Annotated in this window: 20 protein-coding genes; all 20 read right to left on the bottom strand. The window is 36.9% G+C overall.

Annotated features, from left to right (window positions below; genetic code table 11):
* Positions 1-111: 111 nt before the first annotated feature.
* Entirely contained in the window at positions 112-1623 is a 1512-nt protein-coding gene (lysS, locus tag NW240_RS06800) for a lysine--tRNA ligase (RefSeq protein WP_258436769.1), read from the bottom strand.
* 85 nt (positions 1624-1708) lie between these two features.
* Positions 1709-2584: an Hsp33 family molecular chaperone HslO gene (hslO, locus tag NW240_RS06795; RefSeq protein ID WP_258436768.1), complete on the bottom strand. Its 876-nt coding sequence runs from the start codon at positions 2582-2584 to the stop codon at positions 1709-1711.
* Positions 2585-2648: 64 nt separating this feature from the next.
* Positions 2649-4703: an ATP-dependent zinc metalloprotease FtsH gene (ftsH, locus tag NW240_RS06790; RefSeq protein ID WP_258436767.1), complete on the bottom strand. Its 2055-nt coding sequence runs from the start codon at positions 4701-4703 to the stop codon at positions 2649-2651.
* Positions 4704-4783: 80 nt separating this feature from the next.
* On the bottom strand, positions 4784-5326 hold the full coding sequence (hpt, locus tag NW240_RS06785) for a hypoxanthine phosphoribosyltransferase (protein ID WP_258436766.1): 543 nt from the start codon (positions 5324-5326) through the stop codon (positions 4784-4786).
* Between the two features lie 69 nt (positions 5327-5395).
* The gene (gene tilS, locus NW240_RS06780) at positions 5396-6853 is read right to left on the bottom strand and encodes a tRNA lysidine(34) synthetase TilS (RefSeq protein WP_258436765.1); all 1458 of its coding nucleotides are present in this window, start codon (positions 6851-6853) and stop codon (positions 5396-5398) included.
* Positions 6854-6935: 82 nt separating this feature from the next.
* Positions 6936-7460 (bottom strand): S1 domain-containing RNA-binding protein, encoded by a 525-nt coding sequence (locus tag NW240_RS06775; protein ID WP_258436764.1) that lies wholly within the window; start codon positions 7458-7460, stop codon positions 6936-6938.
* A gap of 36 nt (positions 7461-7496) precedes the next feature.
* The gene (locus NW240_RS06770; protein ID WP_258436763.1) at positions 7497-7871 is read right to left on the bottom strand and encodes a septum formation initiator family protein; all 375 of its coding nucleotides are present in this window, start codon (positions 7869-7871) and stop codon (positions 7497-7499) included.
* A gap of 75 nt (positions 7872-7946) precedes the next feature.
* A complete protein-coding gene (locus tag NW240_RS06765) occupies positions 7947-8207 on the bottom strand; it encodes an RNA-binding S4 domain-containing protein (protein ID WP_258436762.1) in 261 nt (86 codons plus the stop codon).
* Positions 8208-8223: 16 nt separating this feature from the next.
* Positions 8224-11790 (bottom strand): transcription-repair coupling factor, encoded by a 3567-nt coding sequence (mfd, locus tag NW240_RS06760; RefSeq protein ID WP_258436761.1) that lies wholly within the window; start codon positions 11788-11790, stop codon positions 8224-8226.
* A gap of 60 nt (positions 11791-11850) precedes the next feature.
* Complete coding sequence (pth, locus tag NW240_RS06755; RefSeq protein ID WP_258436760.1) at positions 11851-12417, bottom strand: aminoacyl-tRNA hydrolase; 567 nt, start codon at positions 12415-12417, stop codon at positions 11851-11853.
* Positions 12418-12523: 106 nt separating this feature from the next.
* Entirely contained in the window at positions 12524-12751 is a 228-nt protein-coding gene (locus tag NW240_RS06750) for a Veg family protein (protein ID WP_258436759.1), read from the bottom strand.
* Positions 12752-12838: 87 nt separating this feature from the next.
* Positions 12839-13723, bottom strand: coding sequence for a 16S rRNA (adenine(1518)-N(6)/adenine(1519)-N(6))-dimethyltransferase RsmA (gene rsmA / locus NW240_RS06745; protein ID WP_396134588.1), 885 nt, complete (start codon positions 13721-13723; stop codon positions 12839-12841).
* Entirely contained in the window at positions 13716-14291 is a 576-nt protein-coding gene (gene rnmV / locus NW240_RS06740; protein ID WP_258436758.1) for a ribonuclease M5, read from the bottom strand. Before rnmV ends, rsmA begins: the two co-directional genes overlap by 8 nt.
* Positions 14288-15076 (bottom strand): TatD family hydrolase, encoded by a 789-nt coding sequence (locus tag NW240_RS06735; RefSeq protein WP_258436757.1) that lies wholly within the window; start codon positions 15074-15076, stop codon positions 14288-14290. Before NW240_RS06735 ends, rnmV begins: the two co-directional genes overlap by 4 nt.
* 109 nt (positions 15077-15185) lie before the next feature.
* Positions 15186-17222, bottom strand: a complete 2037-nt coding sequence (gene metG / locus NW240_RS06730) for a methionine--tRNA ligase (protein WP_258436756.1) — start codon at positions 17220-17222, stop codon at positions 15186-15188.
* A gap of 119 nt (positions 17223-17341) precedes the next feature.
* The gene (locus tag NW240_RS06725) at positions 17342-18808 is read right to left on the bottom strand and encodes an NlpC/P60 family protein (RefSeq protein ID WP_258436755.1); all 1467 of its coding nucleotides are present in this window, start codon (positions 18806-18808) and stop codon (positions 17342-17344) included.
* A 191-nt stretch (positions 18809-18999) separates the two neighbouring features.
* The gene (tyrS, locus tag NW240_RS06720) at positions 19000-20268 is read right to left on the bottom strand and encodes a tyrosine--tRNA ligase (RefSeq protein WP_258436754.1); all 1269 of its coding nucleotides are present in this window, start codon (positions 20266-20268) and stop codon (positions 19000-19002) included.
* A gap of 65 nt (positions 20269-20333) precedes the next feature.
* The gene (locus NW240_RS06715; protein WP_258436753.1) at positions 20334-20513 is read right to left on the bottom strand and encodes a hypothetical protein; all 180 of its coding nucleotides are present in this window, start codon (positions 20511-20513) and stop codon (positions 20334-20336) included.
* A gap of 1 nt (position 20514) precedes the next feature.
* Positions 20515-21204: an NAD(P)H-dependent oxidoreductase gene (locus tag NW240_RS06710; protein WP_258436752.1), complete on the bottom strand. Its 690-nt coding sequence runs from the start codon at positions 21202-21204 to the stop codon at positions 20515-20517.
* Positions 21205-21313: 109 nt separating this feature from the next.
* Entirely contained in the window at positions 21314-22414 is a 1101-nt protein-coding gene (locus NW240_RS06705; RefSeq protein ID WP_258436751.1) for a hypothetical protein, read from the bottom strand.
* Position 22415 lies beyond the last annotated feature (1 nt).

Genomic DNA, 22415 nt, shown 5'->3' with positions numbered 1-22415 from the left:
CCGACTTCTTATCAATAGTTATGATTAATTTTTTTACGTAATCGGATTTTACACCCATAAAATTCAAGAGACTAAATAGAGTAAAGAGCATTACTTAATACCTATGTATCATTAATGGTTTCTTAAGGTAGGAAATAGGAGGACATCGCGAATAGATTGTGAATCGGTTAATAACATTACCAAGCGGTCAATACCAATTCCTAAACCACCGGTTGGAGGCATTCCATGCTCTAATGCTTCTAAGAAATCTTCGTCAACTGGATGCGCTTCGTCGTTTCCAGCATCTTTTTCTGCCATTTGAGCTTCAAAACGTTCTCTTTGGTCAATTGGGTCGGTTAATTCTGTAAAAGCATTCGCATATTCTTTACCAACAATGAATAATTCAAAGCGATCTGTAAAGCGTGGATCCTCTTCATTTTTACGAGCCAAAGGAGAAATTTCAACCGGATGTCCGTAAACAAAAGTAGGTTGAATAAGAGTATCTTCAACCTTTTCTTCGAAGAAGTTGTTAATAATATGCCCCACAGACAAATCATGTTCTTCAACTGGGACTTGGTGTTCTTTAGCTAAAGCTTTAGCTTCCTCTAAAGTCATCTCTTGCCAGAAATCAACGCCGGTTTCTTCTCTAATTAAATCCACCATATGGCGACGTGCCCATGCCGATTCCAAGTCTACCTTTTTGCCGTCATAATCAATCACAGCAGTTCCTAAGACTTTCTTGGCAACATGGCGAATCAACCCTTCTGTTAAATCCATGATATCCGTATAAACTGTATAAGCTGTATACACTTCAATCATAGTAAATTCAGGGTTATGAGTAGTATCAATTCCTTCATTACGGAAGACACGACTGATTTCGTATACTTTTTCCATACCGCCAATTACTAAACGTTTCAAATGTAATTCTAAAGCAATACGTAAGTATAGCTCCATGTCTAAAGCGTTATGGTGTGTAATGAAAGGTCTAGCAGATGCCCCACCTGCTAAATTATGTAAAACAGGAGTTTCAACCTCTAAATAATCTAAATCATCCAAATAGTGTCTCACTTCACGGATAATTTTTGAACGGTTAACAAAGCGCTCAAAGCTTTCCTCATTGGCAATTAAGTCTAAGTAACGTTGACGATATTTTTGCTCAATGTTTGTCAAACCATGAAATTTATCTGGTAATGGTCTTAAAGCTTTTGTTAAAGGAATAAATTCCTTAGCTTTAACTGAAAGTTCCCCTGTTTTTGTCTTAAACAAGTTACCGCGAACACCCACAATATCTCCTAAATCAGCAGCATTCCACCAAATAAAGGCATCTTCGCCTACTTGATCTTGACGAACATAAATCTGCATCTTGCCCTTCATATCTAATAGATGAGCAAATCCTGCTTTTCCTTTTCCACGCTTTGAAACGATTCGGCCAGCGATAGAAACTTCAATCGATTCTTTCTCTTCTAATTCTTCTTTGGATAGGTGATCATATTTTTCAATTAAAGTTTCTGAATAGTCACTGCGTTCAAATCCTGCAGCAAAAGGGTTTACTCCGGCTTCAGACATTTCTTGCATCTTTTGTCTTCTGACCACTAACTGGTCATTTAATTCTTCAAATTCTGGACTATCTTTTACATCAGACATTGACTTTCCTCCCACTATTTCTTTATACTGTCCCTTTCATTTTACATGAAGTTATTGAGTTTGTCATGGTGATAATAAAGCTATCTTATTGTTTAGCTAGGATAGCTTTTAATTCTTCTTCACTAAATTGATACGTCGCATTGCAATACTGACAAACAATTTCCGCTCCCTTATCCTCATCAATCATTTGTTGTAGCAAATTAGGATCAACAGCTGCCAGTGAATTTGTGAAACGTTCTTTACTACATGGACAGTAAAATTCAACTGACTGCTGCGAAATAACTCGGCTATTATTCGGTCCAACTAATGAATCTAAGAGATCTGTAATCGCTTCTGATCCGTCGATTAAATCTGACAGAGATCCAAGAGACTTAATCTTTGTTTCTAGCTGGTCAATCACTTCGTCAGAAGTCCCTGGTAAAACTTGAATCATAAAGCCACCAGCTGATTGAACCGTTTCATCTGGATTGACAAGCACACTTAGACCGATTGAAGAGGGAGTTTGTTCCGATAATGCCATATAGTAAGTAAAATCTTCGCCCAGCTCACCAGAAATAAGCTCAACTTGCCCAGTAAAGGGTTCTGAATCAGCAAGGTATTTACTTACTTTCAAACTTCCTGGAAGTCCAATTGCACCTGCTACATCCAACTTGCCTTTACTATTTAACTCTAAAGCTACTTTCGGATTTGATACATACCCTCTAATTCGACCTTGGGTATCGCCGTCACAAGAGATTAATCCTAAAGGACCACTGCCTTTAATTTGAACGAGCAGGCGGTCATCCCCTTTGAGATTTGCTGACAAGAGTGCTGTGGCAACCAAGGTTCGCCCCAATGCAGCTGTAGCAGTATGCCAAGTTTGATGCTTTTCTTGCGCTTGTTTAACTAATTCCGTCGCATCTACTACAAATACACGTATTTGATCATTAAAAGCTAATGCTTTGATTAACTGTCCTTTCATTTTTTCCCTACTTTCTATTTCATACGATGATAAAAGACAGGCGAGAGCCTGTCTTTTAACTTAACTATTCGTTTTCTTCACTGGAATCTACAACTTTATTTGAATCGTCTTTAGGATCATCCTCCAAAGATTTTTCTTTAGACTCTTCAAAGTCAGAGGGTTCTTCAACAGGATCTTCTGCATCAACCACTTCGACCTTAGGCATTTCTCCCGTTTCAAAAAGAGCTTTAATTTGACGAGCATCTAACGTTTCAAGCTCTAAGAGCTTCTCTGCAATCAGATTTAATTGCTCACGGTGCTCATTAATAATACGGTAAGCTTCCATTAAAGCTTCCTTCATAATACGGTGAATTTCCTTATCAATCTCATATGCCACTTGTTCAGAATAAGAAGTATGATCTTCAGTTCCATAACGACGACCAGCAAATGGCTGGCTATCACTTTCATATTGAACCGTTCCAATTGTTTCAGACATTCCGTAACGAGTTACCATACTACGTACAATTGCTGTCGCTTGACGGAAGTCATCACTGGCTCCTGTTGATTGATGGTTAAATACAATTTCTTCTGCGGCACGACCCCCTAATAGCCCTACCACTTGTTCAAACAATTCTTTATAAGTAACAATATATTGATCTTCTCTAGGGAGCATAATAGCATATCCCCCTGCACGACCACGTGGAACAATGGTTACTTTATGAACAGTACGGGCTTCACTTAGAACCATACCAATTACTGTATGCCCTGCTTCATGATAAGCAACTGTTTTTCTTTGACGGTCTGATACAACAGCATCTTTCTTAGCAGGTCCCGCAATCACTCGGTCATGCGCTTCGTCTAAATCCGGTGCTGTAATTTCCTTACGATTAAACCGCGCCGCAATTAAAGCTGCTTCGTTTAGTAAGTTTTCAAGATCCGCTCCAGAAAAACCAGGAGTTTGTTGAGCAATCACTTTTAAATCAATATCGGAAGCTAATTTCTTATTGCGAGAATGAACTTTCAATACTGCTTCTCTACCTTTAACATCAGGATTGCCCACTAATATTTGACGGTCAAAACGTCCTGGACGTAAAAGAGCTGGATCCAAGACATCTGAACGGTTAGTCGCTGCCATCACAATGACCCCTTCATTTCCTTCAAAACCGTCCATTTCAACCAGCAATTGGTTAAGTGTTTGCTCACGTTCATCGTGGCCTCCACCCATACCTGCTCCTCTTTGGCGACCTACAGCATCAATCTCATCGATAAAGATAATAGCGGGCGCTTCTTTTTTAGCGTTTTCGAACAAATCACGCACACGAGAAGCTCCAACCCCAACAAACATTTCGACGAATTCAGAACCTGAGATCGAGAAGAAAGGTACACCAGCTTCTCCAGCAACAGCTTTAGCAAGTAATGTTTTACCAGTACCTGGAGGCCCTTCTAAAAGGACTCCAGCTGGAATCCTTGCTCCTAAAGCTGTAAACTTCTTAGGCTCTTTTAAGAATTCAACAATTTCAACTAGCTCTTGTTTTTCTTCATCGGCACCGGCAACATCAGAGAATTTTACTTTAACTTTTTGTTTGGAGACGTCTTTTGACTTAGACTTTCCAAAGTTCATGACACCCTTACCGCCGCCACCACTAGCTTGCATCATAGTATACATTAAGAAAAAGCTAGGAATTAATAATAATAAAATGGGTAAGAAGTTCAACCATACGCCTGCTGATGACTCCGGCATTGATTTAAATTTTATTTTTTTCTCTTTAGCTAATTCAGTAATTTGGTTAATGGTCGAATCATTAGGCAAAATATCTGTCTCAAACAATTGCGTTTGACTATCACCTTTGATAACTTCAACGACATTATCATCCGTTTTATTTTCAGCTTCTATCGGTTGATACTTCCCTTTCACATGATAAACTCCTGCTCCAGGTTGCATTTCAAATTCAGCAATTTTATCGGCTTCAAGTTGTTGAACAAATTCAGAAGTGGTGATCTTTTTAGTAGAGTTTAAAAATGACCCACCATCTGTTATAAAATTAAAGCCACCTAAAATAGCCAAACCGATTAAAATGTAAACGAGGGTGTTTCGAAAGGGGTTTCGAAAGGGATTTCGATTCGGATTTGGTTTTTGCATTCGTTTCTTTCTCCTTAACTTCGATTATTGATTAAGATTGCACTTAATCTTTGATAAAACAAGCAGTCTCACTGACTATTCTAAGAATATATTTCTGGTTTTAAAACACCAATATAAGGTAGATTACGATATTTTTGATCGTAATCTAATCCATACCCTACAACAAACTCATTAGGAACTTCAACACCTACATAGTCTACCTTAACATCCGCTTCAATACGGCGCTCAGCTTTATCTAATAGACTACATATTTTGATGGAATTAGCTTTACGAAAGTTTAATAGATCAATAATATATTTTAGCGTTCTTCCAGTATCAATTATATCTTCAACTATTAAGATGTCCTTGCCCTCTACACTGCTATTCAAGTCTTTTATTATTTTCACTTCACCAGAAGATTCTGTAGCGGATCCATAACTTGAAACATCCATGAAGTCAATTTCTACATAACAGTCCATCTGACGAATAAGATCCGCCATAAAAAGAGCTGCACCACGTAAGATACCTACAACAAGTACTTCTTTTCCTTGATAGTTCGCTGTGATTTCTTTACCTAGGCGTTGGACGGTTGCACGCAATTCTTCTTCTGTTACAAGTACTTTTAAAACATCTTGTTCTAACATATTAACTCCTTTTCTTTCTCAAAGTGTATTAATGTATTTTAACATAATTCTTTATTATCTTGCACCTTTTTAGTACATCTTTTGGATCAAGAGATAATGTGTAATATTTTCTGGCTTTTGTGGCTGGTATTTAGAAGAACTCTGGTGACCGATCATCCAAATCACTTCGTTACTATCGTTGACAATTAACCAAATTTTATCTCTTATGGAAGAGGGGATTTTTTCATCAATTAAAATTCTAGAAATCTTCTTGTGATAAGCTCCTTTGCTTGAGCTCAACTCTATCAAATCTCCGTCTTGACGATGGCGAATATGGAAAGCAGGTGGTTTTTGTTCTCCTGATAAATCGAGTGCCAAGAAATCATCCACCGCTTTGCGCATTTGATTGTTGACAAATGAACGGTTAAAAAGACCAATCCATAAGCCATTCCCTAGGCTAAACCACTTATTATTTGAAGATAAGTCCACTCGATAATCGGAAAAAGCTGGGAATTTTCTTTCTTCTGGCTCGATAAAGATATAATCATATTCTCTGCGCGACACCCATCCTGGAGCAAGATTAAAACGGTAATTTGGTGTTTCTGTATTCAGGATTTGATCCAACAAATGACTGATAGCCTCTTTATCATATTGACCAGCCACTTCTATAAAGCGCTCCTCGAAAAAAATCGTCAAGAAGACTTCTCTAAAGTCATCCGATAGTTCACGCCATTTTTTAACATCAAATGCCCAACGCTTGTCTTCCAGCTTAGCTAAGAGCAAAGGCTCTTCACGCATATAAGTCTCGTAATGCGCTTGATAAGAAGAGGTCAACTGCTGTTGCATGGCAAATAAATTATTATAAAATTGCGGGTTTTCCTGTTCGATTTTCGGTAGATATTGCTTGCGAATACGATTTCTTAAATATTCTGTTTCCTGATTGCTTTCATCTTCGTAGTAAACAATCCGGTGGTCTTCAGCATATTGATAGAGCTCTGCCTTTCTAAAATTAATAAGAGGCCGCATTAAGGCAGTTACAGTGACTTCATTATTACTAGCTTTCATGACTCTTTGATAGTTATCGCGTATCCCTGTTAAACCCTTTAACGATGTTCCTCGAATCATCCGTATGAACATCGTCTCAACAGCATCATCTAGATGATGGGCTGTCATTAAACAGTCCCCTTGACTGGCATCTAGTACATCAGCTAAAAATTGATAGCGTGCTTGTCTAGCGTTTGCTTCAACATTTGACTTACTTGGACTCTCCCATTTAGACACAAAGTAAACTAATTGGTGTTTCTTAGCCGTGTCAACCACTAGGGCTTGCTCTTTATCATGAATTTCTGGGGATCTTAACCGATGGTTAAAATGAGCCACCACTAATTGTCGATCCTTGTATTCATTTAACTGAACTAACTCTATCATTAAATGGAGGAGAACCATCGAATCAACACCACCAGAAATAGCCAGAACAATCGTTTTGCATTCTTCCCATCCGGGCCAAGATTCTACTTTATTCTTAAATTGTCGAAAGGTTGCTTCCATAGCTTCCCACCTCTACCTTGTTCAAAATAAAGACTGCAAATAGACAGATTAAAGTCTATTGCAGTCGGTAATATTTTATCAATTAACTGCGACGTCCACCACGGCCGCCACGTTTTCCTTCGGTATTACGTTTCAGTGAAATCAAACGATCTTCACTGTCTTTCAAAAAATTACTCATTAATTGATCGAAATCATCGTTACTCTTTTGAGCATATTTACCGGAAACATTTTGGTTAGGATAAGAGTTACCCTTGCCCTGTGGAACTTTTGGAAATTCTTGATGGAAGTTGCGACGAGCATCTTCTTTTGGTTTACGATACTTGGCTGTAGACCCCTCATTATTGTTTTTATCTTGATAAGAGTTGGCTGGTTTATCAACTGCTTGGCGTATCGATAGACCTATTTTTCCATCATCAGCTACCGAAACTACCTTCACGGTCACTTCATCTCCGAGCGATAACACTTCGTTGATATCATTTACAAAGCCATCAGAGATTTCACTTATATGGACTAATCCTGATTGATTATTTTCTAAGGCAACAAAGGCTCCAAAGTTTTTGATTCCTGTAACCTTACCTTTAACTTTCTGTCCTACTTCTACCGCCATATACTTCTTTTTCCTCCTATATTACTTTAAATTATTTTACTGTTCACTTGTTTCTTCATTAAGATTAAAGATTATTTCATTATCTTTAGAAAAAAAGTAATCCTTGCGAGCCAATTTAGCGATATAATCTTTATCTTTTGATAGTTCATACTCTTTTTTAGCCTGCTTGTTTTCCGTTTTAATTTTATTCAATCTTTCTTCTGCCTCAACTAATTGGTTGTTAACTTCACTTTGCTTGTGAAGGGCTTGAAAAAGCGAGAAAAGAGAAAGACAAGTCAAAAAGACCCCTATTGAGAATACTATAGAGCTAATTATAGATCCAACCTTGCTTTTTGAAGGGCTTATTTGGCCTGCTCTTTGATCAAAGGGTATGATTTTGCGATTGGCTGGCTGATTATTTTTTTCATTCAATATTTTTCACCACTCTCTCATTTTGAGTATAGCAGTATTTTAATGAGAATGCACCCAATAATCTATGGATTCCAATTAATTTTGAGTTGAATCTTCGCCAATTAATTCGTACATTTTCGCTGCATCTTCTTTTTTAGTTGATTCTTGCAATTCTTTCACCTTAATCTTCATTATACGGTTACCAAAGGTGATGGTTATTTCATCGTCTACTTTAACAGCAGAACTTGACTTAGCAACTTGATTATTAATTTGAACTCTTCCTTGATCCGCTACTTCTTTGGCAACGGTTCTTCTTTTAATAATTCGTGATATTTTTAAAAATTTATCTAGACGCAATATTAACACTCCTTTTTTATTTTAGCGCATGATTCAAATCTTTTTGGCGTTGTTGATAATTTTGCTTAATTTGATTGGCTTGCTCTAACAATTTCTTCAAGAGACTTAAAATTTCATAGCTCTCTTTTCCTTGAATAGTCAATTTAACCAGCATCCGATCTTTAGGTTTGGTGACTGTTTCTCTGGCTTGAACATCTTGCAAGGCTTCATAAATATTAGGGCCATAGAAAAATTGAGTCGCTTCTTCACTGAAAGTCAAAACGATATATTGGTGCTGCCTTTTAATGTTAAGCACGCCCGTTTGACTAGCTAAATAACGGAGTAAAGCGATATCTAATAAGTCAGCTACCTGGTCAGGGTATTCACCGTAACGATCAATTAATTGATCTTGGACCTCGCGATAAGAATCAAAGGAATCAATTCGTTGGATGGCTTTATAAGCTGCAATCTTTTGGCGTTCATCCTCAATGTAACTAGCAGGCAGATAGGCATCAATCGCTAAATCAATTTCAGTATCACTTTGATTGAATGCTGCTTGCTGATTTTCTTTACCTTGTTTCTTATCAACTGCTTCTTTTAATAGTTGTGAATATAAGTCAAACCCAATGGAATCGATAAAACCAGATTGTTGTGCCCCTAAAAGATTACCTGCTCCACGAATTGAAAGGTCGCGCATAGCAATTTTAAAACCAGAACCCAGTTCGGTAAATTCACGAATGGCATTAAGCCTTTTTTCGCTGACTTCACTTAATTGTTTCATAGGGTCATACATTAAATAAGCATAGGCTAGTCGGTTGGTTCGACCTACTCTTCCTCGTAATTGGTAAAGTGTGGATAAGCCCATTTTATCTGCATGGTCGATAAATAAAGTGTTGGCATTAGGAATATCGACTCCCGTTTCAATAATCGTGGTCGTCACTAATAGGTCATACTCTCCTTGAACAAAGTCATACAGGACATTTTCTAATTCAATTTCACTCATTTGGCCGTGAGCAACCGCAACACGCGCCTCAGGAACTAACTGAGCGAGTTCTTCTGCACGATGATAGATAGTAGCTACACGGTTATAAAGATAAAAGGCCTGTCCTCCGCGAGCGACTTCACGTTCCAAGGCGGATTTAATGGCTCCTTCATTACGTTCCATTACATAGGTCTGGACAGGATAGCGATTGCTCGGTGGTGTTTCAATGACCGATAAATCTCTAACTCCAATCATTGACATGTGAAGGGTTCGAGGTATTGGAGTCGCTGTTAGTGTTAAAACGTCCACTTGCGATCTTAATTGCTTCAATCGCTCTTTATGTTTTACACCAAAACGCTGTTCCTCATCGACAACTAATAAGCCTAAATCCAAAAATTCGATATCTTTCGATAAAATTCGGTGAGTTCCCACTACAATTTGACAAGCACCTACCTTTAAGTCTTTAATTGTCTCTTTTTGATTAGCCTTGGTCACAAAACGACTAAGCATCCTGATATCGAATGGATAATCAGCGAATCGTTCAATCAATGAATTGTAATGCTGCTGAGCTAATATAGTTGTTGGTACCAAGAAGGCTACCTGCTTACCATCCATCACCGCCTTAAAAATGGCTCGCATGGCTACTTCAGTTTTTCCATAACCAACATCCCCAATTAGTAGACGATCCATCGGTCTTTCTTTTTCCATATCTTTTTTGATTTCTGAAGCTGATTGTAGCTGGTCAGGCGTTTCAACATAAGGAAAAGCATTTTCAAACTCTTGCTGTTCAGGACTATCTTCACTAAAGGCAAAGCCCTTGTCTTTTTCGCGTTTAGCATAGAGTTCAATCAATTCGTCAGCAATATCTTCAATTTTTCTTGAAACTTTTTGTTTAGTTTTCGTCCATTCAGTACCGCCTAAACGATGAACTTTAGGTGTTTTTGCTTCACCAGAGGCAACATATTTTTGAATAAGATGCAATTGATCGATGGGTACCATCACTTTAGCGTTATTTTGATATTCAATGACTAGTAAATCACGATGGGAACCAGCAATTTCCATGGTTTCCATTCCAGTATAGCGCCCAATCCCATGATTAATATGGACCACGTAATCGCCAGTTTCCAATTCATTATAAGATTTTATCCGCTCAGCATTGGAAAGCTTTTGTTGTTTAATCACTTTCTTCTTCATACGATTAAACAATTCTTTTTCAGTCAGTAAAACCCATTTATCATTTGGTAACTCAAATCCTTGGCTCAAGCTTCCAATGAGTAGGTTTACTTGGCCTGGCAGAAAATCATCTTGCTCTTGTATATGTATCGGATCAATTTGATATTCAGCAAATAGTTGTCGCACTTTTTCGGCCCGCTTTTTAGATTCAACAATGATTTGAATCTTTTGATTCTGTCTCAACCAGTGGTCCATTTCAGCTTTTACCAAGGGCATTTGATGGTAAAAAGCATTCATTGTCCGGTAGGAAAAATGGTGAATACTCGCTAAGGCTTGCTTACCCATACTCTTTTGAATCAAATCAAAAAAGATGACTGTATGCTTACTTTGATTAATTTGATCGAAAGCTGATAACTTTAATGCTTGATTGGGAAATAGATGACCCTTTAACGTTTCCTGTTCCAACCAAAATTGATCATGCTCAATTAATTGGATTTCTTCTTGATGAATTTTTGAGAACTCATTGACTACTAAGCGTCCTGAAGCATGCATATAATCTAAGAGGGAGTGTCCCTTAGGATCGTAAAAAGATAAAAAAGCTTGGCTTTTATCAAGCGTTTGATTGTGATTTAAGCCTTCAAGCTGTTCACTCATAAATTGCTTTAGCTTTTGTTTCATCTCTGCATCTTTAATTTTTTTACTTGCTTTCTTAATTTCTTCATCTAGTTGCTCTTTAATACTTTTTTGTTGTTTTTTAGTGAACAGCACATCGGTAGCAGGTTCAATCTTTATCGATTGAAGATTTTCCTTTGAAACTTGGCTTTCCGCATCAAAGTAGCGGATAGAATCAAGTTCTACATCAAAGAAATCTAAACGAATGGGAGAAGGAGAAGTTAGCGGATAAAAATCAATAATACTTCCCCTTACAGAGAACTCACCAGGAGTCATAACCATCGCTACTTTTTGATAACCTAATTCAAATAAAACATTTTCTAAATCTTCTCTTTCAATCTCATACCCAACAGTTAATTCTAATTGGTTGGCTAACCAATCCTCAACTGGAGAAAGTCGCTTACGGACGCCAGGCACATTGGTTAAAATAATAACAGGCTTTTTAGTCAGTAAAGCTTGTAAGCATTCTACTCTTTGCGCCCGACCTTCTAGAGAAGCTGTAGAATATTCTAGCGCCAAACTCTCTTCCGCAGGAAAAGAATATATAGCGACATTAGGTAGTAAACTGGAAAGATCTTCAAACATTTGGATTAAGTGATTCGGATTGCTTTCCAGTATAATCATTTGACCCGGAGCCTCTTGATATAATTTAGCGATATATATCGCTTTTCCACTACCATCTAGACCCGTTACTAAATGAGGAAGATTAGAATTATTTGCTTTATTTATAGTAATTATACTTTGATCAAAGGCTGCCGTTTGCAACTTATCTAACATCGAATCTCTCCTTATACATCCAACACAAAAACATGAAGCAGGGATATCCTTACTCCATGATTATTTTCTATTATAAAAATTCATTACTTCACTGTAAGGTTTTCCATCAACCCAATCTGTTAAAGCATCCGCTACATGATCAATAGCTTGGGTAACGAGTGGTAAGCTGTCCTTATCAAAAGGAGCTAAAACATGATCAATGACCTTCCAACCTGCTTGTGGACGGCCAATCCCAATCCTTATACGCTTAAAGTCATTGGTTCCAAGCATATGAATAATCGATTTCATGCCATTATGCCCACCGGCAGAACCTTTTTCACGAAGGCGAATACGACCTGGTTCAAGGTCTAAATCGTCATAGACTACTATTAAATCCTCTACCGCAATACCGTAATAAGACATCAAAGGTAAAACAGCTTGTCCCGAATTATTCATATAGGTAAAGGGTTTAACTAATAAAATCTTATCTGTTTGATTCCGCCAAATGGTGAAATCTGCATCAAATTTTTGATCGGTAAAACTTAAGCCTTCTTTATCTACTAAACGATCGATTGCTTCAAAGCCAGCATTATGCCGCGTATTGGCATAACGTTCACCTGGATTACCGAGACCAACAATCATTTTCAAAAGCGACACCTCCATAAGATATGCAACTAATTATACCACAGCTTTCGTCACAAAATAAGAAAGAGCCTTACTCAATAACAAGTAAGCCTCTTTAAAACTTTATACTCTAAAATTCAATTTCAACCGCATTGGTTAATATGTCTCGATAAGAAAATGATACACGATCCACATTGTCTTCCTCTTCTAAGTCAACAATAAAAATTGACCGATAAGTTTCAGCAAGTGTTCCACGACGCTCCCGCTTCTTCTTACGCCCCATTTGAACAGTTACAACAATCTCTTCTCCAACTCTTCCATCAAGCATTGACTTGATTTCAATCAGATCTTTTGGCATCTTATCACCTCATACTACATTATATCACAAATTCTTAAATTTTACAATATAACATAAGTAAGAATAACTTGCAATAACTTTATTCCATTAATTTTTTTCATTTAAAGTGTTGAATAGCTTGATAAACTCATCTAAATTTAATGTTTCCGCACGGCGGCTAGGAACAATATCAGCCTTAGTAAAACAACTTTCTAGATAAGTCGTTTCTTGATCAGGATAATAAGCTTTTAAATTGTTCCATAAGGTTTTTCTACGTTGTTTAAAGCAAGCTTGGACAAATTGTTGAAATGAATCACTGTTTTTAAAGCTGTGAGATGGATTTTCTAACCTCGTTAATTTTAACACAGCAGAATCAACATTGGGTCTGGGTATAAAAACCGTAGGAGGGACAATAAAAGCTAATTTCGCTTTCATTTGAAGTTGGATAGCCACTGTTAGTGAATTATAAGCTTTGGTTCCGACTTTAGCAGTCATTCGCTCAGCCACTTCCTTTTGCATCATCATAACTAAAGAATCAAAAGGCAGCTGACTGGCTAGTAAATGCATAATAATAGGGGTCGTTATATAATAAGGTAAATTGGCGACCACCACTAAGCGTCTACTTTGTTGTAAGTATGCATAATCTGATTGACTAAAATCAACTTTTAAAATATCTTGATGAATAACTTCAACGTTATTATAGGGAGATAGCGTATCTTGAAGAATATTTACAAAACGTTGATCTATTTCAAATGCCAACACCTTTTTTGCGGATAAGGCCAAAAACTCTGTCAGAGCACCTATTCCTGGCCCTATTTCGATAACGGTTGTTTCAGAATCAATCTCTGCTACTTCCACTAACCTTTGTAGAATTTGAGGCTCTACTAAAAAGTTTTGTCCCAAACTTTTCTTCATTTTTATATCATACTGCTTCATAATCGCGCTTGTACGACTTGGTGTTGCTATTAGTTTATGATCCATATCTTTATTCACTTTCTTCCCTCCTTTTTAAATAGGCTAATATCTCTTGATGGCTTACTTGGTACTTAGCCAATTGCTTTTGCAGTTGCTTAGCGTTAACGTGCCCTAAATTGAAATGATTAGCGACTGCCTGTCTTAAAACATTAGCTTGCTCTGAACCAACTAACCCCATAGCCATAAGTTCTGCCATCGGAATCAATTGTAATTCCGCCTGAGGAGACATCTTAGTCACTTTATTTAAGGCTATTTGAATATCAGCTGCGCTGGCATGTTCAATTCCCAAAGAATCTTTTTTGCGGTGTGAGTTTGCAGCATCTTGACTTAAAAAAGCTTCTTTAACAGTTGGAATGTGCTTACGAATAATCCTGCGAATGCGCTCGCCAGGATAATCAGGATCGGTAAAGACTATCACGCCAAATTTATTATTAGCCTCTTCAATTCGACTGAGTATTTCTTGGTTAATGGCCGATCCATTGGTTTCAATCACTTTGATACTTGGACCAAAAATCTGATTAAGACGTTGGGTATCTGATCGACCTTCTACTACCACCACTTCGGTGGGCACTTCTATTTCTTTCATTTAGCTTCCTCTTCTGGACGCCAATTAAATAAGTTAAAGGCATTTTCACTTGTTATCCGGGCAACTTCTTCGATTGAAAGGTTTCTGACCTCAGCCAACTTTTCTGCTACATACTTAACGAAGGCTGGTTCATTTTGCTTTCCTCTCATTGGAACAGGAGCTAAGTAAGGAGCATCTGTTTCGATCAACAGTTTATCTAGTGGTGTAATGGCCGCAGCTTGACGGACATCTTCAGTCTTTTTAAATGTAACAACTCCACTAAAAGATAAGTGCATACCTAAATCTAAAAAACGTTTTGCTTCTTCAGGTCCCTCTCCAAAAGAATGCATGATTCCTCCGGCTGATGGGAGTCCTTCTTCCTTAAGAATCCGGTAGCAATCTTGAGTTGCTTCGCGATTATGAATAGTAATTGGGAGATTATGTTCCTTAGCAATGGCTATTTGCCTTCTAAAGATCCTAGCTTGAATATCTTTGGGTGAGGTATCCCAATGATAATCCAAACCTATTTCACCTAACATTTTGACACTATCTAATTCTAACCACTTATGTAAGTCGTCTTCAAAGACTTGATCATAATAAATAGTTTCCGTAGGATGACAACCCACTACACTGATCAAATGTTTATACTCTTGGCTAAGCTCTAAACTTCGCTCGATCGTTGGACGATCAAAACCAACAACCGCCAGAAAGCCTACACCCGCTTCCTCGGCTCTTTGTAAATAATCTTTTTCCTTCCCATGAAATTGGGAGACATTTAGATGGGTGTGTGTATCAAATAATTTCATTTTTTTCGCTCCAATCTTTTGTTATTTTATCATAACTCGCTCTTTCCAGACAGAAAAGCTCATTAAACATAAAAAGGACAAGTGAAGTAACTTGCCCTTTCTATCCATTCTATCCAATTAGCGAGCCGTTTTCAGCTTGTTCTGGTGCAAAAACTAAATGTAGATCTTTGCCACTTTCAGCCGACAAAATCATACCTTGACTAATATGCCCCATCATTTTTCTCGGTTTAAGATTTGCGACAACTAAAACCTTTCGACCAATTAACTCTTTGAAATCTGGATAGTATTTTCGAATACCTGATAAGATTTGACGGTGGCCTTGATCGCCTGCATCCAATCTAAAACGCAATAACTTATTAGAGCCTTCTACCTCATCGACATCAATGACTTCTGCTACTTTAATTTCAGTATGAATAAAATCATCGAATGCTACTTCAGCCGTCTCAGCATAGCTCAATTTGGTTGCTTCAGGATTCCAATCAGGATCAGATACCGTTAAATTAGCTGAAGAAGTATCACTAAGGCTTTCAGGCGTCATAGCTTTTTGTAAATAAGCCACTTCTTCTTCCACTTCCAAACGAGGGAAGATAGGCACACCTTTTTTAATTACCTGCGCATTTTCTGCAAATTTTCCAAAAGCTAGCTCGCTTAAGTTAGCGTCTATTTCTTTTTCAATACCCAATTGTTTGAAGATTTCTAATGGTGCTTGAGTCATAAAAGGTCTTAATAAATGACCAATGATACGTAAGCTTTCTGCCAAATGGAACATTACAACTGCTAAACGATCTGTTAATTGCGAATCCTTTGCTAAATTCCAAGGTTCAGTTTGATCAATATACTTATTAGATCTAGAAACAATTGCCATTAAGGCATCAATTGCTTTATCAAAAGCCATTAATTCCATTTTTTCATGGTATTCTTTTAAATGCTCTGTTAAATAATTAGCAAACTCTTTATCCAAATCATTTTGTGACTGCAAGACTTGCTTGTTAGGTACTGCACCTTGGAAGTATTTATTAATCATCGCAACGGTGCGATTGAGCAAGTTTCCTAAGTCATTGGCTAATTCCGTATTAACATCTTTAACGAAGTCTTCTGGCGTAAATACAGAATCACTACCCAAACTCATTCCTCTTAACAGATAGTAACGCGTCGCATCAAGACCATAGCGTTCAATCAAAGTCTCCGGATAAATCACATTCCCTTTAGATTTAGACATCTTGCCATCTTTCATAACAATCCAACCATGAGCATATATACGTTTGGGTAAAGGAAGATTTAAAGCCATTAATAAAGCTGGCCAATAAATCATATGGAAGCGCGAAATATCTTTACCTAACACATGAATATCAGCAGGCCAAAACTTTTTAAACGCTTCATCATTATCGCTACCATAACCTAAAGAGGTAATATAATTAGATAGTGCATCAATCCATACATAAACAACATGCTTAGGATTTGACTTAACAGGGATTCCCCAACTGAAAGAGGTCCTGGACACTGCTAAGTCTTCTAAACCAGGTCTGATAAAGTTATTAATCATTTCATTTTTTCTAAATTCAGGTAAAATCACTTGATCATCTGATTCGTAATATTCAATTAAACGGTCCGTATATTTGTCTAACTTAAAGAAATAAGATTCTTCTTTTACTAGCTCTACTTCATGACCCGAAGGCGCAATTCCTCCCACAACATTACCGTTTTCATCTTTAAAGACTTCAGTTAGTTGGGTTTCAGTAAAATATTCCTCGTCACTGACTGAATACCAACCTGAATATTCACCCAAATAAATATCGCCTTGTTCTAACAATTGATCGAAAATCTTTTGAACCGCTTGAACATGATATTTATCAGTCGTGCGAATAAAATGATTATTGGTTATTTCTAATTTTTGCCAAAGCTTTTGAATCTTTTCAGCCATTCCATCAACATAGGCTTTTGGCTCTAAATTTAATTCCTCAGCTTTTTGTTCAATTTTTTGTCCGTGTTCATCAGTTCCAGTTACAAAGAAAACATCATAACCCATTAAACGCTTGTAGCGGGACATGGCATCAGCAGCTAAGGTGGAGTATGCATTTCCTATGTGCAGTTTGCCACTTGGATAATAGATCGGTGTTGAAATATAAAAAGTCTTTTGTTCGGTCACGGATGAGTGCCCCTTTCAAGTAAATTATCTCTCATATTATAGCATAGATTAAAAGCAGTCTTCTGCTTAATTAAATGATTGTATAAAAAAAGAGTCAGTTTCCTGACTCTCATTTATTATTATAAGACTCTTACTGCAAATGATGGGGTAAATGATGAAATGTTTGAATAACCTAAAGGTGTTCCTGGCTGAGAGGCATGAATATAATTTCCTCCACCAGTTGCTAAAGCAACGTGGTAAGTTCCTCCAGGACTACCCCAGAAGTATAAGTCGCCTGCTTGTGCTTCGGCTACTGAAATTCTAGTGCCCGCATTTTCTTGAGCACCTGTCCATCCACCAATTTCCATACCATATGTCTCTCTGAAAACATATTGAACAAATCCTGAACAGTCAAATCCTGCAGGAGATTTACCTCCCCAAACATAAGGGATACCAATATATTTTTCAGCATTTCCAATCAACGATCCAGTATTATAAGACAAATCTGGTGTTTGGGGTTCTTCGATTACTTCTGCAGTGGTCTCAACAATCTCAGCCACTGTTGTCTCAACTGGCTCAAGACTTGTTTCGACAACTTGTGTTGTTTCAACTGGCTCAAGACTTGTTTCGATAAACTGTGTTGTTTCAACTGGCTCTAAAGTTGTTTCAATAGCCGGTGTTGTATCGCCATACTCTACTGTAGTTTCTACTGCTTGAGTTGTCTCAATTGGTTCAACACTTTCAATTGTCTCTAATGGACCAACTGCTTCATATGAAACTTCTGCTGTTTGAGTGGTTTCTTGACTTGTTTCAATAGTTTCTAATGATGCTACTTCCGAAGTAATAACTTCATCGCTAGATTCAACAGCCGCTTCTTCATCGGTTACTTGTGTATTCTCAACAATTTCTATTTGAGTTGCCGCTTCAAATGCTGCTGCTTCTGCTTCTAGCGCTATGCGATTTTCCTCAGCTAATTCTGCTTGTCTAGTTAATTCTGCATAAGCTACTTCTGCAGAAGCCGTTTCAACTTCTAGGTCACCTTTCAAAGCTTCTAAGCTAATCATTTTATCAACTTTAGTTGCTTTGGCTTCCTCTGTCGCTACTTTTTTTGCTTCAACACTTGCAATATCTTCTTTTTGACTGTTTAATAAGTCTTTATTAGAAGAAACCAGTTTGATAATTACATCCATACGTCCTACGAAATCAGAAAGAGATTCTGAAGATGCTAAAACATTCAGATAATTGGTGGTTCCACCCTTTTCCTGAATAGCAATTGCTTGTTCAGCAATTAACTCTTGACGCTTGTCAATCATTGCTTGTAATTCTTCGATTTCTTGGTTCAGTAATTCAATTGTTTGGTCATCATCTAAAATTGCGTTTTGAAGTTGCTCAGCTTCTTCTTTAATTGTTTCAATCTGATTATATGAATTTACTAACTTAGCATATAGCTGAGTCTGTTCTGCATTCAAATTACTTACTTGATAATCAGCATTTAAATTATTACCCTCAATATCTTGAGCGTAGATTGGCATACTACTAACTGGTGAAAGTATAATTGATGAAGTTAATAATGTTGTTAATAGCTTCTTAGAAAATTTCATTTTCATTCTTATTAGCTCCTCTTTGATCTTTTATATAAATATGTCTAACAATATTATTTCTTAACAAGATTGATATTAACATATTAAACATCAAAAAAGACCATTTTCGATGAATCGTATAAGACTTGTAACCTTATTGAAACATTTAAACTTAAAAACATCCTTAGAAAATTTTCTAAGGATGTAATAAATCGATTTTATTTTAAAGTAACCAGTGTGTAGTGTTTTTTTCCACGTCTAACAATAATATAACGGTTACCAATTGCATCTGCTTGACTGATTTCATAATCCAAATCAGTGATTTTTTCGCCATTAATTAATACAGCACCATTACTAACAAACTCTCTAGCTTGTCGTCTAGACTGAACAATGCCTGTATCCACCAACCAGATTACAATATTCATTGGTTCTATATCCGCTTGTGCTTGCGGCATGTTTTTAAATCCTGCTTCAATTTGTTGAAGGGTTAAATCGCCCACATTGCCGGTAAATAGAGCTTCCGTGATTTTTTCAGCTTCTTCTAATGCTTTTTGACCATGCACAAAGCGTGTGATTTCTTCGGCCAAACGACGTTGACCATTTCTTAAATGCGGTTGTTCAGCGACCTCTTTTTCTAAAGCTTCAATCTCTGATTGTTCTAGAAAAGTAAAATATTTTAAATACTTAACAACATCATCATCTGCTTGATTAAGCCAAAATTGATAAAATTCATAAGGAGTTGTCTTTTCTGGATCTAACCACACTGTTTCTCCCCCAGCAGATTTACCAAATTTAGTTCCATCAGACTTTAGCATTAATGGAATTGTTAAACCATAGGCCTCTGCTTCTGCTCCTTCCATGCGACGGATAAAGTCTAAACCAGCGGTAATATTCCCCCACTGGTCCCCTCCACCCACTTGTAATTGTACATTTTGTGATTGAAAGAGATAATGAAAGTCAACGGATTGAAGGATTTGATAGGCAAATTCAGTAAAGGAAATGCCATTTTCTAGTCGACTGGCAACAACATCTTTAGCCAACATAGTATTGACATTAAAGTGTTTACCGTAATCTCTGAGAAATTCTAATAAAGAGAGTTCGCTTAACCAATCATAGTTATTCATTATTTTGAAAGTATTCTCAGCCGAATCCCCTTTTAAGAAAAGTCTTTCCATTTGTTGAGTCAGCTTCTCAGCATTTCTTTGGACTACTTCCATTGTTTGTAAGCTTCTTTCACTGGTTCGACCTGAAGGATCGCCAATCGATCCCGTTGCCCCTCCAATCAAAACAATTGGTTGGTGACCGGCTAATTGAAACCGTTTTAAAACCATAAAAGGGATTAAATGCCCGATATGCATAGAATCCCCAGTTGGATCTACTCCACAGTATAAGGCAATAGAGTTTTTAGCTAATAGCTTTTCTAAGCCCTCTGCGTCTGTCTGTTGATTGATAGCACCACGCCATTTTAAATCTTCAATTATTGACATTTCATTCACTCCCGCACTTTCTTTCATTCTAGTATAAAGTCTGTTCTACTATCTTGCAAGCCTAGTTAGGACCAAGCATTAGGACTCCATGCCTTAGCATCCAATTGGCCTCTATTTTGTTCAATTCTCTTCTCTTGTTCTTTTAAAACAGCCAAAGCTACCTTTAAAACAGCACGACTTGGGTAATCTTTGCAATTTTCCACCCATTTTTCAACAGGCTCTTGGAACATCTCTGCTTTTTGCATATTACGACTCCTCATCTAAAAATTCTAATTCTTTTAATTCATCCGATTGGTCAATTAATTTCTGAATAAATTGATCATATATAAGTTGATCAAGGGGCTCTAAATCTAGTTCCAATTGGTCAAGTTCTTCTAACAAAACACTTACCTTATCTTCTAATAAATGGAGCCGTCCTGTTTTTAAATAAGTTACATAATCAATCATTAAATGATTTTTTTCTTCTTCAGTCAAATAATGAAATTGAGAAATAATGAAGGGAGGACGATACTTCATATCAAAATAATTCGCCCAAGCGTAATAAGGTGACATTAAATCAGTTATACTAACCCCTGCTCGTTCACCTGGTTGAAAACTATCGAGTCTAGAACCTACAGTCAATACAATCCCAAATTCTTTATCCTTCAGAATTTTTTGCGTTTGTTTAATGTTTAATTGCTCGTTAAACACTTGATCCATCCAGATTTTTAAAATAGCAGGAGCTTGGTACCAATACAAGGGAAATTGAAATAATATGCGATCATAGTTCGTTATTCTTGCCAGTTCTTGATTGGAATCAAAAAAACCTTTTCTTTCCCACTCAGCAGTCAAATCAACATAATCTATTTTAGAGAGAGCTTCTCCACTAGCTATCAAAAATTGCTGGCTAGAAGAATTCGCTAAGTGGTCGTGCGCAATATAACATATAGCTTGCATATCTTTCATCCCTTTCTTAAATCAAATAATTTTAACAAAAGCACCTCATCTTCCAATAATTGTTCCTTTACTAAAAAGGTATTTATTGGAATTGAAGTGCTTTTCTTATTTAAAAATCATAATCGTAATAATCTTCATCATTTACTTCAGATGTCTCGATTACTTGTGTCGATTCAACCGGTTCAGAGGTTCCCGGTCGAACAGTCGTACTTGGAGTTGTTGGTTCTGGGTTAGTCCATGAGTTGTCTGGATTCTCAAAATAATAATCATTGGAAGTTTCGACGGGTTCAGAAACGCTTTGCGATGTTTCAACTATTTCGACTGTTGTTTCCTCTGATCCTTCAAAAAGTTCTTTATTATCTTCAAGCGCTTGACTCAAACGCTCGGATGGTTCCAAAGAACTAACTAATAGTTGATAGTATTGTGGCACATTTTTAGCAATTTCCGCCACTTTTTTAATTACTTTGTTAGTATAGGTGTCTGCTTTTTTATCCATAGATTTGTAGAGAGAAGGAAGAGAGTCCTTAACTTCTATTAATCGCTGATCAAACTTACGCATGGCTTGTGCTATTTTTCCAATATTCCCGTCTACAATATCAATTTTTTCTACATTTTTGAAAAGTTCTAATAGGTCATTGCCTTCGATAACACTTTCTTCTACTTGATCAATCAGAAGATTAATTGCTTTTTGAAAAGCATCTAATTCCACTTCTTCATTTTGATCCTGATTTTGCTCATCTTTTTCGATTTCTTCATAGTAATATTTCTCTTTTACCTCTAACACTTTATCTTTAGTGAGACCCTCACGGATTATTAAATTATCATTCACTTTATTTCCACGAATAGCCTCTTTAGTCCCTGTAAAGAAATCATTGACCTCGTTTTGTGCTTCGAAACGTTTTTTAATTTCATCTAACTGATCAAGGTATTGATTCTTAACACTTGTTGATTCATTCAACCTGTTAATATTTTCTTTAATTGGGTCTATCATTTCCTCTTGAAATGTTTCTATTAAGAAATCTTTTTTCTCATCATAATACAGCTCATCAATTTGGGATTGAATATCATCCGAAATGTTGGTGAATTCTTGGTTAGTCTTTTGAACATGGTTAGCTTTTGAATTCGAATCAACGTAAGCATATAATGCAACGACTCCTACTAAGCCTAAAACGAGAGCAATAGATATTATGGCTTTTAAAGTTTTCCCCACT

Source organism: Facklamia sp. 7083-14-GEN3, from assembly GCF_024742075.1.
In the GTDB taxonomy this organism is placed as follows: domain Bacteria; phylum Bacillota; class Bacilli; order Lactobacillales; family Aerococcaceae; genus Facklamia.
This window is presented reverse-complemented; position numbering and strand designations above follow the sequence as displayed.